The 14736-nt window shown below is 58.7% G+C and carries 10 protein-coding genes; 5 read left to right on the forward strand and 5 right to left on the reverse strand.

Going from position 1 to position 14736, the window contains the following annotated elements; all coding sequences use genetic code 11:
* Positions 1-5: 5 nt before the first annotated feature.
* The 4 genes from HX812_RS24220 to HX812_RS24235 form a co-directional block, all read right to left on the reverse strand.
* Positions 6-1028, reverse strand: coding sequence for a hypothetical protein (locus HX812_RS24220; RefSeq protein WP_371318383.1), 1023 nt, complete (start codon positions 1026-1028; stop codon positions 6-8).
* A 98-nt stretch (positions 1029-1126) separates the two neighbouring features.
* Positions 1127-2527 (reverse strand): DUF1254 domain-containing protein, encoded by a 1401-nt coding sequence (locus HX812_RS24225; RefSeq protein ID WP_038851509.1) that lies wholly within the window; start codon positions 2525-2527, stop codon positions 1127-1129.
* Positions 2528-2590: 63 nt separating this feature from the next.
* On the reverse strand, positions 2591-3373 hold the full coding sequence (locus tag HX812_RS24230; protein ID WP_033902901.1) for a hypothetical protein: 783 nt from the start codon (positions 3371-3373) through the stop codon (positions 2591-2593).
* Positions 3374-3564: 191 nt separating this feature from the next.
* Complete coding sequence (locus HX812_RS24235; RefSeq protein WP_033902900.1) at positions 3565-3930, reverse strand: response regulator; 366 nt, start codon at positions 3928-3930, stop codon at positions 3565-3567.
* 239 nt (positions 3931-4169) lie between these two features.
* On the opposite strand from HX812_RS24235, the gene HX812_RS24240 reads away from it, so the two are divergent.
* The 5 genes from HX812_RS24240 (at position 4170) to HX812_RS24260 (ending at position 10743) form a co-directional block, all read left to right on the forward strand.
* Positions 4170-7667: a response regulator gene (locus tag HX812_RS24240; protein WP_038851508.1), complete on the forward strand. Its 3498-nt coding sequence runs from the start codon at positions 4170-4172 to the stop codon at positions 7665-7667.
* A complete protein-coding gene (locus HX812_RS24245; RefSeq protein WP_012724198.1) occupies positions 7668-8498 on the forward strand; it encodes a protein-glutamate O-methyltransferase CheR in 831 nt (276 codons plus the stop codon). It abuts the gene before it with no gap.
* Positions 8495-9100, forward strand: coding sequence for a chemotaxis protein CheB (locus HX812_RS24250; protein WP_038851506.1), 606 nt, complete (start codon positions 8495-8497; stop codon positions 9098-9100). Before HX812_RS24245 ends, HX812_RS24250 begins: the two co-directional genes overlap by 4 nt.
* Complete coding sequence (locus HX812_RS24255; RefSeq protein WP_038851505.1) at positions 9094-10287, forward strand: hybrid sensor histidine kinase/response regulator; 1194 nt, start codon at positions 9094-9096, stop codon at positions 10285-10287. Before HX812_RS24250 ends, HX812_RS24255 begins: the two co-directional genes overlap by 7 nt.
* A gap of 78 nt (positions 10288-10365) precedes the next feature.
* A complete protein-coding gene (locus HX812_RS24260; protein ID WP_003217591.1) occupies positions 10366-10743 on the forward strand; it encodes a response regulator in 378 nt (125 codons plus the stop codon).
* 55 nt (positions 10744-10798) lie between these two features.
* On the opposite strand, the gene HX812_RS24265 is transcribed toward HX812_RS24260, so the two are convergent.
* Positions 10799-14674 (reverse strand): hypothetical protein, encoded by a 3876-nt coding sequence (locus HX812_RS24265; RefSeq protein ID WP_152514772.1) that lies wholly within the window; start codon positions 14672-14674, stop codon positions 10799-10801.
* Positions 14675-14736: the final 62 nt, after the last annotated feature.

Raw genomic sequence — 14736 nt, forward strand, 5'->3', positions numbered from 1 at the left:
CTCGTTCACAGCATGAAAGTAGGGATCACCGGGATAAATGAAAGACGGAAGTTCCAGCGACTGCTGATCAGGTCGTCGGCGTGAATCACCGAGTACTGCACTTCACCGGAAATCCGCACCGGCAACTTGCCGAAATTGACGATGCGCCCGGCGCCGATGCCGATGGGGAAGTTGACCTTGTTGCCGTTTTCGGCCTTCCAGTTCACGGTGATATTGGGCGTCATGCCCACCCGCCACTGGCCGGGGCCGGGAATCGCGCGCTGGATGAAGTACTGGATGTTGGTCAGGCTCACGTCCTTGCGCTGGGCGTCGCCGCCCACCGACCACCAGTGCTGGGGAAAGAGGCCGAGCGTCCAGTCTTCGCCCAAGTACGCCGCGACAAACGCCGGGCCCAGGGCGTATTTTCCGGTGCCCAGTACGTCTTTTTCGGCGGTGGGGAACATCGCCGTCGGGCCAAACCCCCAGACCATCTTGCCGCCGTTGGCAAAGCGCACCGGTTGCTTGGGCGAGAACACGCCCACATAGGCCAGGTCGCCAAAGCCCGAGGTGCGGTCGAATGGATCGTTGACCACCGACGGGAAGTCGCGGTCTGTCAGCACGCCGTAGGGACTCATGCCGATCAGGTTGCCCGCCTTGGCGTTGACCGGCGCACTCACATAACTCACCGGCAGGCGGTTGATCAGGTTCCAGTCCTCGCCCAGGGCAATCGGGAAGGTCGGCATGAAGCTGTATTTGCCCAAGTAACGCGTGCCGTTACTGTGCGGGCCTTTGAGGGCGCTGTAGTCGAACTGGTTGAACAACAGCACCAGGTTGCCCACCGGGTTGTCCATCAGCTTGGCGATTTGTTCGGTCGAGGGGTCGCAACCGGCCTTGACCACTTGCTTGAGGTCAATGTCGAAGTCCTGTTGCAGGCGATGGCAGGTTTCGGGATCAGCTTTGGTCGCGTTCGACGTGCTGCCTAGCTCCGGCAACCCGGCGGCTGATACGCCGCAGCTGGCAAGAATGCCCACGGCGCAAAACCCATGCATACGTGCACGTGAAATCATGGCGTCATCCATCCTTGTATCGGCCTGATATCAGGGGGTTACGTGCCCGGCCTAACCCTGTCGCGGCCGGGCACGTGGTGTTACTTGAGCGGGGTCAAGGGTGGCAGTTTCCATTGACCATTACCGACCTCAGGCTTGGGCAGGTAAATGCGCAATACCGCGTAGAACGGGCCCGGTGGGGCCGGCAACCAGTTGCTCTGTTCGGCTTTCGGTGGCTCGTGGTGCTGCAGGGCCAAGGTCAGGCCGCCATCGGCATCACGCTTGAGGTTAGGCAGCATCCGCGAGTTGATCAGGTAGCGTTTCTTGTGATTGGGCACCAGCAGCTTGGTTTTGGCGTCGTACATGGTCAGCGACCAGAACGCGTCGGCAGGCGGCAGTTGGTCCTTGGCAAAGTGCACGGTGTAGCTGTGGCGTGCGCCATTGGCCGGCTTGCCTTCGCTGTCGACGAAGTAGCTGAGATACGCGGCTTCATCGGTGGAGTTGCCGAAAATACCCATGTCGGCACCGGCGTAGCGGTACAGGTAGTTGTTTTTCAGGCGATCCCGGCTGCCGAACAGGTCACCGCTGCTGACTTGGTGGGTGTCGACCTTGTCCTTCTTGAACGCCGCAAACTCAGCGCGCGCATCGGAGATGCCGTCTTCCAGGGCTTTGCGTTGTTCGGCGGTCAAGTCCTTGAGCTTGAACGGCGCACCGGGGGCTATACCGATCTTGGCGAAACGCGCCAGCAGGTCTTTTTCGCTGTCCTGGGGCGCGGCGAAGGTCAGCATGAAGTTCAGGTAGCGGAACAGCTGCGGGCCTTCGGTCATGGACGCCATCGGCTTGGGCCATTCGATCTTGGGCGCCTTGGCCGGCGCGGCCTGCTTCACATAACTGCTCAGCGCCTGGACTTTGTAGCCGCTCTGGATCTGCTTGACCTTGCCCAGGTCTTTGTCGTCGAACAACTGCGTGCGGTACAGGGCATAGGCGATATTGCTTTCACTGTAGACCACGCGATCCACGTCCACGGGCTGCTGACCCTTCCAGTCCGGGCCTGCGATCATGTAATGGCCGCCGTTGTTGCCGGTACTGCGGGTGCCCAGGTAGGCGAAGTTCTGCGTGTACAGGTCGATCAACTGCACCGAGTAGTAGCGGTTGTCCTCGATCTTGGGCAGGGTCAGCACCAGGGGTTCGCGACGCAGGTCCATCCAGACGAAAGAGTAGGGCGTGTCGGAGTTGGGTGTGACGAACGCCGTGTCCTTGGGGGTGAACACTTGCGCGGTGTTGCCGATCTGGTTGAACGGCGCCTTGAAGTTGGCACCGCCCTTGTCAACGGCCTGGGTGTAGAGCGTCTTGTACATTTCCACCACCGGAAAGCCATACAGATAGGCTTCCTTGGCAATCGCCCGGGCCTCGCTCGGAGTGGCCGTGAAGTCGGCCCAGGCGCCGGTACTCATGAGTATCGAGAGGCTCGCCAACAGCAGGCGCGTCGGTTTTCCAATCATGTTGTTGCGTCCTTCCAGAGATCTTTTTTGAGGGCGTGGGATGAAACCGCCGAGTTAACCGGTTTATTTGCCGAACGTCACGTTAATCCCTGCGAACAAGGTGAACTGGGGCAAGCCGTCACCTTTGCGCGCTACCGTCCATTGTGGCTCGACAAAGGCATTGACGATGTTGCTCCCGGCTTTCCAGGCCTTGCCCGCGCCAAACCCGATGGGAATGTAGTGGGTGTCGTTCTTCAAATCGAAGGTCCAAGTGCCCGTGGAACGCAGGTACCAGCCTTTCGGCAGGTTATGAATGATAAACGGCTGGAAAGTTGCACTCTCGACGTGCGGGCGGTCGCGATCGCCGGCAAATGAGCTTTGGTATTGCACCAGCGCGCCCAATAATCCCCTGGGCGAAGCGTCGATGGCGATTGCCGCCAGGCCGGCCTGCCATTTGCCGGTGCCCAGTTCGTCATGTTCGGCGGTGGGGGCGGTGATTTGCGGACCAATGCCCAACTGCACGCCGTCGGTCTTGAGCAGGAAGATATCGAACAGGTTCAGGTCGCCAATGCCTGTGCTGTAGCCGGTATGTGGATCGGGGCGGGTGCTGAGGGGGAGTGTGGCGCGCAGCAGTTGCGGCACGCCGATGAAATCTGACGGTGCAATCGGCAGGGTGCCGCGCAACAACAGGTCATTGGTGTGGGCGTTGCTGTCGTACAGGCGTGGCGTGTAGTAGTCCTGCAGGTTGGCGCCTGGCGCGAGGTTCAGGGGGTTATTGCTCTTGTTGGCCGTCTCGGCGTTATCCGCCAAAGCTGGCAGTGCGAAAACAGCCAGCATCAATGCCGACGCGTACGGTGACCCGAACATGTGCGCTCCCCCATACCTGGGTGACTATCCCTTCTGATTAATACCTGTAGGGCATGTCGGTTGAAGCTAGCAGCTAAATCCAGGCGCGCTAGCCATCCAAACGAATTAGTTGCGTAGGGCGGGATGTTTCAGACGTGTGCAAAAGGCCGCAAATAGCCGCCCTGGCTGGGCGGCCATGCACAAAAGAGGGGTCAGGCGGTGGGCAGCATCGATTTGACTTTGTCGCGTAATTGATCGATCGAGAACGGTTTGGCGATCACCTGCATGCCGGCAGGCACGTCGATATTTTCGGCATAACCGCTGGCGAACAGAATGGGCAGTGCGGGGCGCAACTCGCGCACTTTGGTTGCCAATTGCTTGCCGTCCATGTCCGGCAGGCCGACGTCGGTCATCATCAGGTCGATCACCTGAGCGGCGTTTTGCACCACTGCCAGCGCTTCTTCAGCATCGGCAGCCTCCAAGACACTGAATTCCAACTCCTCCAGGACATCGACGATCAGCATGCGCACGATGGCATCGTCTTCGACGACAAGGATGGTGGAGGTGACTGCGGACATAATATGGAATTCCCAAAAAAGGCGAGGTTTACACGCGGCCGTTCTGACAGGCCTCTTCCTTGAGTAAGCGCGCACTCATGACAAGTTCCCGCGGGCCGTAAAAACAATGCGATAGAAAAGACTAGGGAGAATAGCCTGTTCTTTTGTAGGAATCAGTACAAAACCGTTCCAGAAAAATGGTCTTGGCTGCCACTTTGGGGCAAACTCCCGGTTTTTCCACACTTGGCCAAGGCATGCCCATGACCCCTGCGTCGTCCGTCGATGAAAAGAGCTTTCGTAACCTCCTGAGCCGAAACGTCGCGCTGCCCTTGGGCGTGGGCGTGCTCAGTGCGGTGTTTTTCGTCTGCCTGATCACCTACCTGTTGACGGTGATCCAGTGGGTCGAACACACCGATCGGGTGATCAATAACCTCAATGAGTCGTCCAAGCTGACGGTGGACCTTGAGACCGGCATGCGCGGTTTCCTGATCACCGGTGACGAGCATTTCCTCGACCCTTACGAAGTGGCCAAGCCGCGAATCATTGCCGATTTGCGTAATTTGCAGGAGCTGGTGGCCGACAATCCGCAGCAAGTGGATCGTCTAAAGCGCCTGGAAGCCCTGCAAATCGAGTGGAACAAATACGCCCAGTCGATGATTGATATGCAGCGTGAGAGCGGTGACTACCGCAGCGCAGTCAAGGCGGGACGTGGCAAGCGCCTGACGGACGAGATCCGCAAGGAATACGACGACGCGGTGGCGATGGAACAGCAGTTCCGCATCACCCGCAATGAAGAAGTCACCCGCACTACCGTGATCAGCGTCACCCTGTACCTGGCATTTGTGCTCGGCCTGAGTGGTTTTCTGGCATACATTGGGCGTAAGCATTTAATTGCATTATCAGAGAGTTACAGCGCAAGCCTCGCGTCACAACAGAAGATTGCACGGCGCCTGGAGCAACAAGCGTGGTTGCGTAACGGCCAGACTGAACTGGCAGAACAAGTGCTCGGCCAGCTCACGCTGAACATGCTGGGCCGCAACATCCTGCAATTCTTTGCCCAGTACATGGGCTCAGCCGTCGCCGCGCTGTACGTGCGTGAAGAGCACGGCGGGCTCAAACGTGTCGCCACTTATGGTTTCTCCCGCGAGCAGGAGCAGAAGGAACAGTCGATCTACAGCGACGAGGGCATCGTTGGGCAAGCAGCCCAGCTGGATCGCCTGATTCGCCTGGACGATGTGCCGGTGGACTACTTCAAGGTCAGCTCCGGCCTGGGCGAAGGTCCGACCCGCAGCGTGCTGGTGATGCCGACCAGTGACGATGACCGCGTCAACGGTGTGATCGAACTGGGCTTCCTGCGTCCTCTGGAAGAACGTGACGTCGAGCTGCTGGAGCTGATCGCCGGGAATATCGGCACCTCCATCGAAGCCGCCCGCTATCGCCAGCGCCTGCAGGAAGTGCTGGCCGAGACTCAGCAGCTCAACGAAGAGCTGCAAGTGCAGCAAGAAGAACTCAAGACCGCCAACGAAGAACTCGAAGAACAGTCGCGCATCCTCAAGGAATCCCAGGCCCACCTGGAAACCCAACAGGCCGAGCTGGAACAGACCAACGAGCAGTTGGCCGAACAGACCGAAACCCTGGCCCAGCAGCGCGACGCCATGGACCGCAAGAACGCTGAACTCAGCCAGGCGCAGCTCGAACTGGAAGACCGTGCCGACGAGTTGCAACGTTCCAGCAAGTACAAGTCCGAATTCCTCGCCAACATGTCCCACGAGCTGCGCACACCGCTGAACAGCTCGCTGATCCTGGCCAAATTGCTGGCGGAGAACCCCCAGGAAAACCTCAGCGCCGAACAGGTCAAGTTTGCCGAGTCGATCTATTCTGCCGGCAATGACCTGCTCAACCTGATCAACGACATCCTGGATATCTCCAAGGTCGAGGCCGGCAAGCTGGAAATGCGTCCGGAAAACTCCAGCGTGGCACGCCTGGTTGACGGCCTGCGCGGCATGTTCGAGCCGCTGGCGGCGGATCGCAAGCTGGGCTTCCAGGTGGAAGTGCAGGAAGGCGCGCCGGGTATGCTGTTCACCGATCGCCAGCGCCTGGAGCAGATCCTCAAGAACTTGTTGTCCAACGCGGTCAAGTTCACCGAACAGGGCGACGTCAGCCTGTCGGTGTCCCGTGCACCGGGGGAGGGCATTGCCTTTACCGTACGCGATTCCGGCATCGGTATTGCGCCGGACCAGCAGGAAAGCATCTTCGAAGCCTTCCGCCAGGCAGACGGCACCACCAACCGTCGTTACGGCGGCACCGGCCTCGGCCTGTCGATTTCCCGCGACCTGGCGACCCTGCTGGGAGGCTATATCAGCGTGACCAGCGAGCCAGGCAAAGGCAGTATTTTCACGCTGGTCCTGCCGGAACAGTATGTCGAGCGCGAAGAAGACGCTGCCCCCATCGAGCAGCCGCGCCAAGTCGTGGTGGCGCCTGCGCCGACGCCCGTGAAGGTGTCGCCATTGCCAGTGGCCGACACCCAGCAGATCCCGCGCTTTGCCGACGACCGCGACAAGGCACCGTTCACCACGCGCTGCATCCTGGTGGTGGAAGACGAGCCGAACTTTGCCCGCATCCTCTTCGACCTGGCCCACGAGCTGGGCTACAACTGCCTGGTGGCCCACGGCGCGGACGAAGGCTACAGCCTGGCCGAAGAATACGTCCCCGACGCGATCCTGCTGGACATGCGCCTGCCGGACCATTCCGGGCTGACGGTGCTGCAACGCCTGAAAGAGCACGCCAACACCCGGCATATCCCGGTGCATGTGATTTCCGTGGAAGACCGCGTCGAAGCCGCCATGCACATGGGCGCCATTGGTTATGCGGTCAAACCGACCACCCGCGAAGAACTCAAGGACGTGTTTGCGCGCCTGGAAGCCAAGCTGACCCAGAAGGTCAAGCGTGTGCTGCTGGTGGAAGACGATGACCTGCAGCGCGACAGCATTGCCCGCCTGATCGGCGACGATGACATCGAGATCACCGACGTCGGCTACGCCCAGGCCGCCTTGGACCTGCTGCGTACGAATATCTACGACTGCATGATCATCGACCTCAAGCTGCCAGACATGCTCGGCAACGAGCTGCTCAAGCGCATGGCGACGGAAGATATCTGCTCGTTCCCACCGGTGATCGTCTACACCGGGCGCAACCTGACCCGCGATGAAGAGGCCGAGCTGCGCAAGTATTCGCGCTCGATCATCATCAAGGGCGCCCGCTCGCCGGAGCGCCTGCTGGATGAAGTCACACTCTTTCTGCACAAAGTCGAATCCCAGCTGTCCCATGACCGCCAGAAGATGCTCAAGACCGCGCGCAGCCGCGACAAGGTCTTCGAGGGGCGTAAAATCCTGCTGGTGGACGACGATGTACGCAACATCTTCGCCCTGACCAGCGCCCTGGAGCACAAAGGCGCCGTGGTGGTGATCGGGCGTAATGGCCGTGAAGCCATCGACAAACTCAATGAAGTCGACGATATCGACCTGGTGCTGATGGACGTGATGATGCCGGAAATGGACGGTTACGAGGCCACTGCCTTGATCCGCCAGGACCCGCGCTGGAAGAAGCTGCCGATCATTGCGGTGACGGCCAAGGCCATGAAGGACGATCAGGAGCGCTGCCTCGCGGCCGGTTCCAACGATTACCTGGCCAAGCCGATCGATCTGGACCGTCTGTTCTCACTGATTCGCGTCTGGTTGCCAAAGATGGAACGCATTTAAGTGGAGCGAAGTTTTTTGGAAAAAAGCAGCGATATTGAGCTGCGCCTGTTGATCGAGGCGATTTACCTCAAGTACAGCTACGACTTCCGCGATTACTCCGGGGCGTCGGTGAAGCGCCGTGTGGCCCATGCCTTGCGCCAGTTTGATTGCGCGACCATCTCCGCCTTGCAGGAGCGCGTGCTGCACGACCCTGCGGCGTTTATGCAACTGTTGCAGTTCCTGACGATTCCGGTGAGCGAGATGTTTCGCGACCCGTCGCATTTTCTGGCTATCCGCCAGGAAGTGGTGCCGCTGCTCAAGACTTATCCGTCGATCAAGATCTGGATCGCCGGCTGCAGCACGGGCGAGGAGGTGTACTCCATGGCCATCCTGCTGCGCGAGGAGGGGTTGCTCGAGCGTACGATCATCTACGCCACCGACATCAACCCGGCGTCGCTGGACAAGGCCAAGCAGGGCATCTTCTCCCTGGAGAACGTACGCGCCTACACCGCCAACTATCAGCAGGCCGGTGGGCAACGTTCATTTGCCGACTACTACACCGCGGCTTACGATTACGCGATCTTCGATAAAACGTTGCGCGAGAATGTCACCTTTGCCGATCACAGCTTGGCGACCGACAGTGTATTCTCAGAGACTCAATTAATTTCGTGTCGTAACGTACTAATTTATTTCAATAAAAAATTGCAGGATCGCGCATTTGGACTGTTCCATGAGTCGCTGTGTCATCGCGGCTTCCTGGTGCTGGGCAGCAAGGAGACCCTGGATTTCTCCGCATACGGCAAGCAGTTCGAACCCTTGGTCAAACAGGAACGGATCTACCGCAAACTATGAATCAAGCGGCTGCCAGCCCGGCATCGGTCCGGGGCATAGAAGCGATCGTCATTGGCGCCTCCGCTGGTGGAGTGGAGGCGTTGCTGACGATATTCGCCGAGCTGCCTGCCGATTTTGGCTTGCCGATCATTACCGTCCTGCACTTGCCGGACGAGCGTCGCAGCCAATTGGCCGAAGTGTTCGACCGCCGCGTGGCCATGCCTGTGGTGGAGGCCCGTGACAAGGAAGTGATCAAGCCGGGCACATTGTATTTTGCCGGCCCTGGCTATCACCTGTCGGTGGAGCACGACCGCAGCCTGTCCCTGAGCCAGGAAGACCGCGTGCACCATTCGCGGCCGGCGATTGATTTCCTCTTCGAATCCGCCACCGATGCCTATGGCACGGGCCTGTTGGCCATTCTGTTGACCGGCGCCAACCATGACGGCGCGCGCGGCCTGGCCCACGTCAAGCAACACGGTGGAACCACTGTGGTGCAAGAGCCCACAGAAGCACGCGTTGCCGTCATGCCCCGGGCAGCCCTGGCGCTGCACACACCCGACCACATTCTGACGCTGAGCCGCATTGGCTCATTGCTGGCTTCCCTGGAATATTCCCCATGTTAAGTACTGTCCAGGCCAAATTGCTGATTGTCGATGATCTGCCGGAAAACCTGCTGGCCCTTGAAGCGCTGATCAAGCGCGAGGACCGCCAGGTGTTCAAGGCATTGAGCGCCGACGAGGCCTTGTCCCTGCTGCTGGAGCATGAGTTCGCTATGGCGATTCTCGATGTACAGATGCCCGGCATGAACGGTTTTGAGCTGGCCGAGCTGATGCGCGGCACCGAGAAAACCAAGAACATCCCCATCGTGTTCGTCAGCGCCGCCGGCCGCGAGCTCAACTACGCCTTCAAGGGCTACGAAAGCGGCGCGGTAGACTTTTTGCACAAGCCGTTGGATATCCATGCGGTGAAAAGCAAGGTCAACGTGTTCGTCGACCTGTTCCGCCAAAGCAAGGCCATGAAGCAGCAGGTCGAAGCGCTGGAGCGCAGCCGCCGCGAGCAGGAACTGCTGCTCACGCGCCTGCAGGCCACCCAGGCCGAGTTGGAGCAGGCGGTGCGCATGCGTGACGACTTCATGTCGATCGTCGCCCACGAAGTGCGTACGCCCCTTAACGGCCTGATCCTGGAGACCCAACTGCGCAAGATGCACCTGGCCCGTGACAACGCCGCCGCGTTCACCCTGGACAAGATGCACGCTATGGTCGACCGCGATGAGCGTCAGATCCAGAGCCTGATCCGCCTGATCGAAGACATGCTCGATGTATCGCGCATCCGCACCGGCAAGTTATCGATACGTACGGCGCGTTTCGACTTGGCGCAGTTGGTGAGCAACATGGTCGAAAACTTCGCCCCTCAAGTGGCGGCGGCGGATTCGTCCATGAGCCTGATCGCCGACAATCCCGTGGTCGGCAACTGGGATGAGTTCCGCATCGAACAGGTGGTCACCAACCTGCTGACCAATGCACTGCGTTATGGGGCCAAAAGTCCGGTAGAAGTGCGCGTGTACAGCGAGCATGGCGAAGCGCGGGTGGAAGTGCGCGACCACGGGATTGGCATCAGTGAAGAAAACCAGAAGCGTATTTTCCAGCAGTTCGAGCGTGTGTCCGCGAGCCAAGTGGCTGCTGGCCTGGGCCTTGGGCTGTTTATTTCCGAACAGATCGTTGCGGCCCATGGCGGCACCATCGAGGTCGAGAGCCAGATAGGCGAGGGTGCCTTGTTCAGGGTGTGCCTGCCGTTGCAGGCCTCGGCATGAATTCAATCGTCACCTCGACGCAACCTCTGCGTGACCCCATGGTCGTAATTGCAGCAATTGACCGGACTAAGGCTTCCCATGAGTGAAGATGCACAAGATGTCGTTCTGATCGTCGAGGACGATGAATCCATTATGTTTGTGCTGGGTGAATACCTGGCCGGCCTGGGCTATCGGGTGTTGAAGGCGATCGATGGGGAGCAGGCCTTTGAAATCCTGGCGACCAAGCCGCACCTGGATTTGATGGTGACGGACTACCGTTTGCCGGGCGGGATTTCCGGCGTGCAGATTGCCGAGCCGGCGATCAAGTTGCGACCGGAATTGAAGGTTATTTTCATCAGCGGTTACCCGCAGGAAATCCTCGACTGCAACAGCCCGATCACGCGCAACGCGCCTATCCTGGCCAAGCCGTTTGACCTGGATACGCTGCAAGAGCATATCCAGCGGTTGTTGGCATAAATTGCCCTGAAGTGACCTCGCGCGGTAAGCGCGAGGAAACCCGAGCGGTGGTCTGTTATGTCAGATCCTCATAGTCAGAAAAATCCACGTCGGCAGGGTTGGATTGAGGCGTTTGGGGACCATTCGGCTTGATGACCTCCCCCGTGTAGGGTTCTCGTACGGGTTTGGAGGGCAACAGCTTGCCCTCGGAGCTGAAACGAACAGGGTTGTAGTCTGGAGAAACCGTGTAGATGCCTCGGTTATCGCCAGTCTTACCGGTCATCTTGTATTTGGTAATCTCTTTCTTGACGCCGTTAACATGCGCATCGATGTATTCGCGCTGCTTGACCCCGCCATTCTTGAACATACGTGCCGCGACATCTTCCACCTCTGAGTCGGTATGCATGACACCGAGGAAACCTTCAGTCGGTTTATTCGTCATCTTGGCGAGCTGGGCAGCAAATGACTCGTCCGCGCCCGTGCCGGAGTTGCACATGGTCAGGCGAATCTCACTGTATTTGCTCAGGTCTACCTTGGATGCTTTCAGTTGATCGAGTAACTCAGACGGGGTCAGGAATTCGCCATCAACTTGCATTAGCGCAGACTTGCCATTTGGAATCATCCCGCCATGGGCGTCCAGTGTCAGACGCAGTCCACGCTTGGTCACGTCTTCGGACATGCCAAGGCCATTGTTGATGATTCTGAAGTTTTGCATTTCCCCGCCCATGGCGATGCTGTTCGCTGAGAACATGGCAAGGGGCGCGCCGTAGGCTTTGCCAGTCACCGAATCATAGGCATACCATTTTCCTGCGTGCATGACCGCTGGGGTTTCCAGCGTCTGCTCCGCCAGTTTATAAGTGCCTGTTGCCGCCACGTCATAGCGCTGACTGGCCTTCAATAAATCGTATTGGCCCGCGGCGCCGCGCAGTTGCTTGATTGAGGAGCTCGCTGAGCGTGCACCCTTGAGTGCGATCGACGGCAGTTTTTCAATACCGTCCACAGGGTTCAGCGAGCCGATGGCCGCTCGGCCAACGATCTTGACAGCACGAGTTATCCGCGCCGCGCTGCTGGCGCCAACCTTCAGTGCTTTCGCGCTCTTGGCTGCTGCACTCAATCCAATCATGAAGCCGAAGGCGTCAAGTGTCAGATCTATAATGCCGTCCCCAATGTTACCGGCCTCGAAGTTCTTGATCGCTGAATACACCGGAAGAATATTCAGCAGGATTTCGCGGCTGTTCATGTAAAACGGTTGGCGGCTGTCAAACGTCGTCTGCCCCCGAGCTTCGCTTTCGTACGCGCCAATATCTGCGCTTTTCACCAATGCACCGGCAATGTAGGCGGTCCTGTCACTGGCGTAGCTGTCGGGAATGGCATCCGACGTCGGCTTTTCATCGGTGATGGTTGCTGCGTAGCGGCCCTCAGGAACAACCCTTGGATACTCAAAGGTTGTAATGCCAGCCCGGTAATCTTGAATCATCTTGCCGGGTTCAGCGGTGTTTTTGTCTTCACGCTTGCGGATCGTTTTCTGCTGCAAATTCACCTCGTAGAGGGTGACGACGCCGTTACGTTCGAGCTTGAGTAGAACAGCGTTCTTGTGTGGCACGGTGGCTTTCGTTGTCTCTCCAAAATTATCGGTTTTCACCTGCACATCCTTGAAAATATCCAGCTTGCCTTGCTCAATATTCTTGCGATCTTCAAGGGGGAGGGTGGCAATCAGGTGCTTGACCTGCGCGCCAATGGCAGTCTCCATGGCGCTGGTGTAAGCGGGGAAAGCCTTGTCGAATGCCGCATTGATATCAGGCAGATCGCGCGGAGTTTTCAGGCGTTCGATAGCCACGCTCGGGTCCGTGGATGTCCAGTCACGTCCCAGTGCCGCGCCATACCCACCGTTCAGGTAGATATCGACAATCGAATGCGGCCCCACGTCATCCCGATCCTGTGCCTTGGTCAAGGACTCGATGCAGGGCTTTTCGTAGTCGATATCATCGCCATATGCCTTTTTCAATGCCTCGACGGCCAATTCCCGCCGCGTTGGCATGTCGGTGGAAAACGTCGTTGAAGCAGCGCTCAGCTCTTCGATCTGCCGGGTGAATGCAGTGCGTATCGATGTCATCTGGGGCGCTGTGTACTCATCCTTTGCATTTGTCTCGACCACGCCATTGGCCACCCCCCAGTCTTTCAGCGCGATTTGTTGGGCTGTGTATTCAACGAGCTGATCATGATGGGTGATCGGCGCCAGGTTGGTATTCGCCATCACCTGGGCATAGGTCATCAATGCTGTCGATCCTGGTGCCTTGGCCTCGAGGCGCGCCACTGCCACCTCAAGACCCACCCAGGAGTGGGAGCCATAAGCGATGGTGGCAGGCACATCCTTGACCAAGAACGCCGGCGCACGGCGGGCCAGCAAGAGGTGGGCGGCAACGGGGGCGAGTTCTGCGCTAGCTTTTTGCTGGCCCTCAAGGTGGTCAGACAGCGCCTTGACCACCTGCGATGGGTGTTTGCCGAAATGCGCGGGGCTCGCCAGGTCGAAACCGGCCACCTTATTACGGGTAGACGCGCCGGAACGGTCCAGCAAGGTGTCCTGGTCCAGGGACAGTTGAAGCGCCGTCAACAACCAATCGGCAACGCTGGATTCAGTGTGAAGTCCGCCGAACTTGTCTTGTAGAGATTTACCAACCCGCTGACCTTCCGCAGAGTCGATGATACCTTCGATCACCCTGCGCGGGTGCGCCAGCATTGAGGTGTCCAGCACCAGCCTGCTGGTCAGCTGTCTGAACAGACCGTGTTTTGCCCCCGGTGACATCGAAAGCGTTTGGGAACTGCTCACCTGCACTTGATGGCTCGGTGGTACTGGCCAGGATAACGCGCCTCCGAGATCTCCATGGGGGGGAGACAAGGGTGAAGCAGCAGTGACGCTGACAAAAAGGCTTTTCAGCTCTGCAAGGCTCGTTGGTATCGTCCAACCATGGTCCTCCATAAACCGTTTTAGTGTGACCTCTCCTGGGTGTTTCAACGCCTGAACGCGTTGGTAGGACGATTGGGGGTCAAGTGGCAGGGTGGTGACATCGAAGAGGTTTTCCAGAGCGCTTTTCAGCGGGGCGCTGAACAGCGCGGTGTTCTGGCTACCGCCTGAGCCGATGGGTAATCCCGCCTTTTCCTGGGCATCCAAGTACAACGGCATGAACGCATCGAACACTGGACCAATGACCTTGCGTGCAAACGTATGTCGGTTACTGACATCGCCCATTTGACTCTTCTGATGCTCAAGCGCGTCCTCTTTGCCTTCGTGGGCGCTGCCCGCGAAGGCCTTTTGCTGCTCCAACTGCGTAGCACGTTCGTTGGCTTCCTCTGCGGTTTTTGGCAGGGGATCGCCGTAAAACGCCGCCACATCCTTGGCCAGTGCCATGCCGTCTGTGGGCGCGCGTATGGAAGTTTGCCCGCTTGCCAGGACTGTCGATGCCTGCATGATGATTGACCAAGACAATGGCAGCGCTTGGCTACCACCACCAACGAAACTGCCGAAGTATTTGACAATACCTAACGCATTCCGGGCAGTCGCCGGCGGTTTGACGGTGAGCGCGGCAAAACCCGCAATGGCGCCGCGCGGCGGGAACAGCACAATGGATTTTGACAGGTCTATCCGGTTTTGCTGCGCCCATTCCTTGAAGTCCGGTGACTGCAGCAGCGTCGTCAAATGGTGACGCCATTGCCCCAGTGTGGAGTCAGACGGGATCGGTCCAACCGGTTCAAGTTCAACGTTCCAAGGCTTGTCCTGATTATTGCGCAACACATTGGTATAAAGCCCAGCCAACCGATTGTCACCCTCTGGAGCCTGCGGATGTGGGGTGGTCGGCAGGACCGACAGTGGAGCGCGCGACGTCTGGCTGATGGGATGTTTAAGGGGAGCGAAATGGGGCTGCAAAGAGCTGGGGCGGTTTGTGGAGAGGGTCATGTGGGCGTTCTCTGTCGGGACTTTTCAATAGGCGCGCAGTATCTTTCTGCGTTGACTTGCTA

Origin of the sequence: Pseudomonas sp. IPO3749 (assembly GCF_013386605.1) — a bacterium.
Taxonomy (GTDB): domain Bacteria; phylum Pseudomonadota; class Gammaproteobacteria; order Pseudomonadales; family Pseudomonadaceae; genus Aquipseudomonas; species Aquipseudomonas azotoformans_A.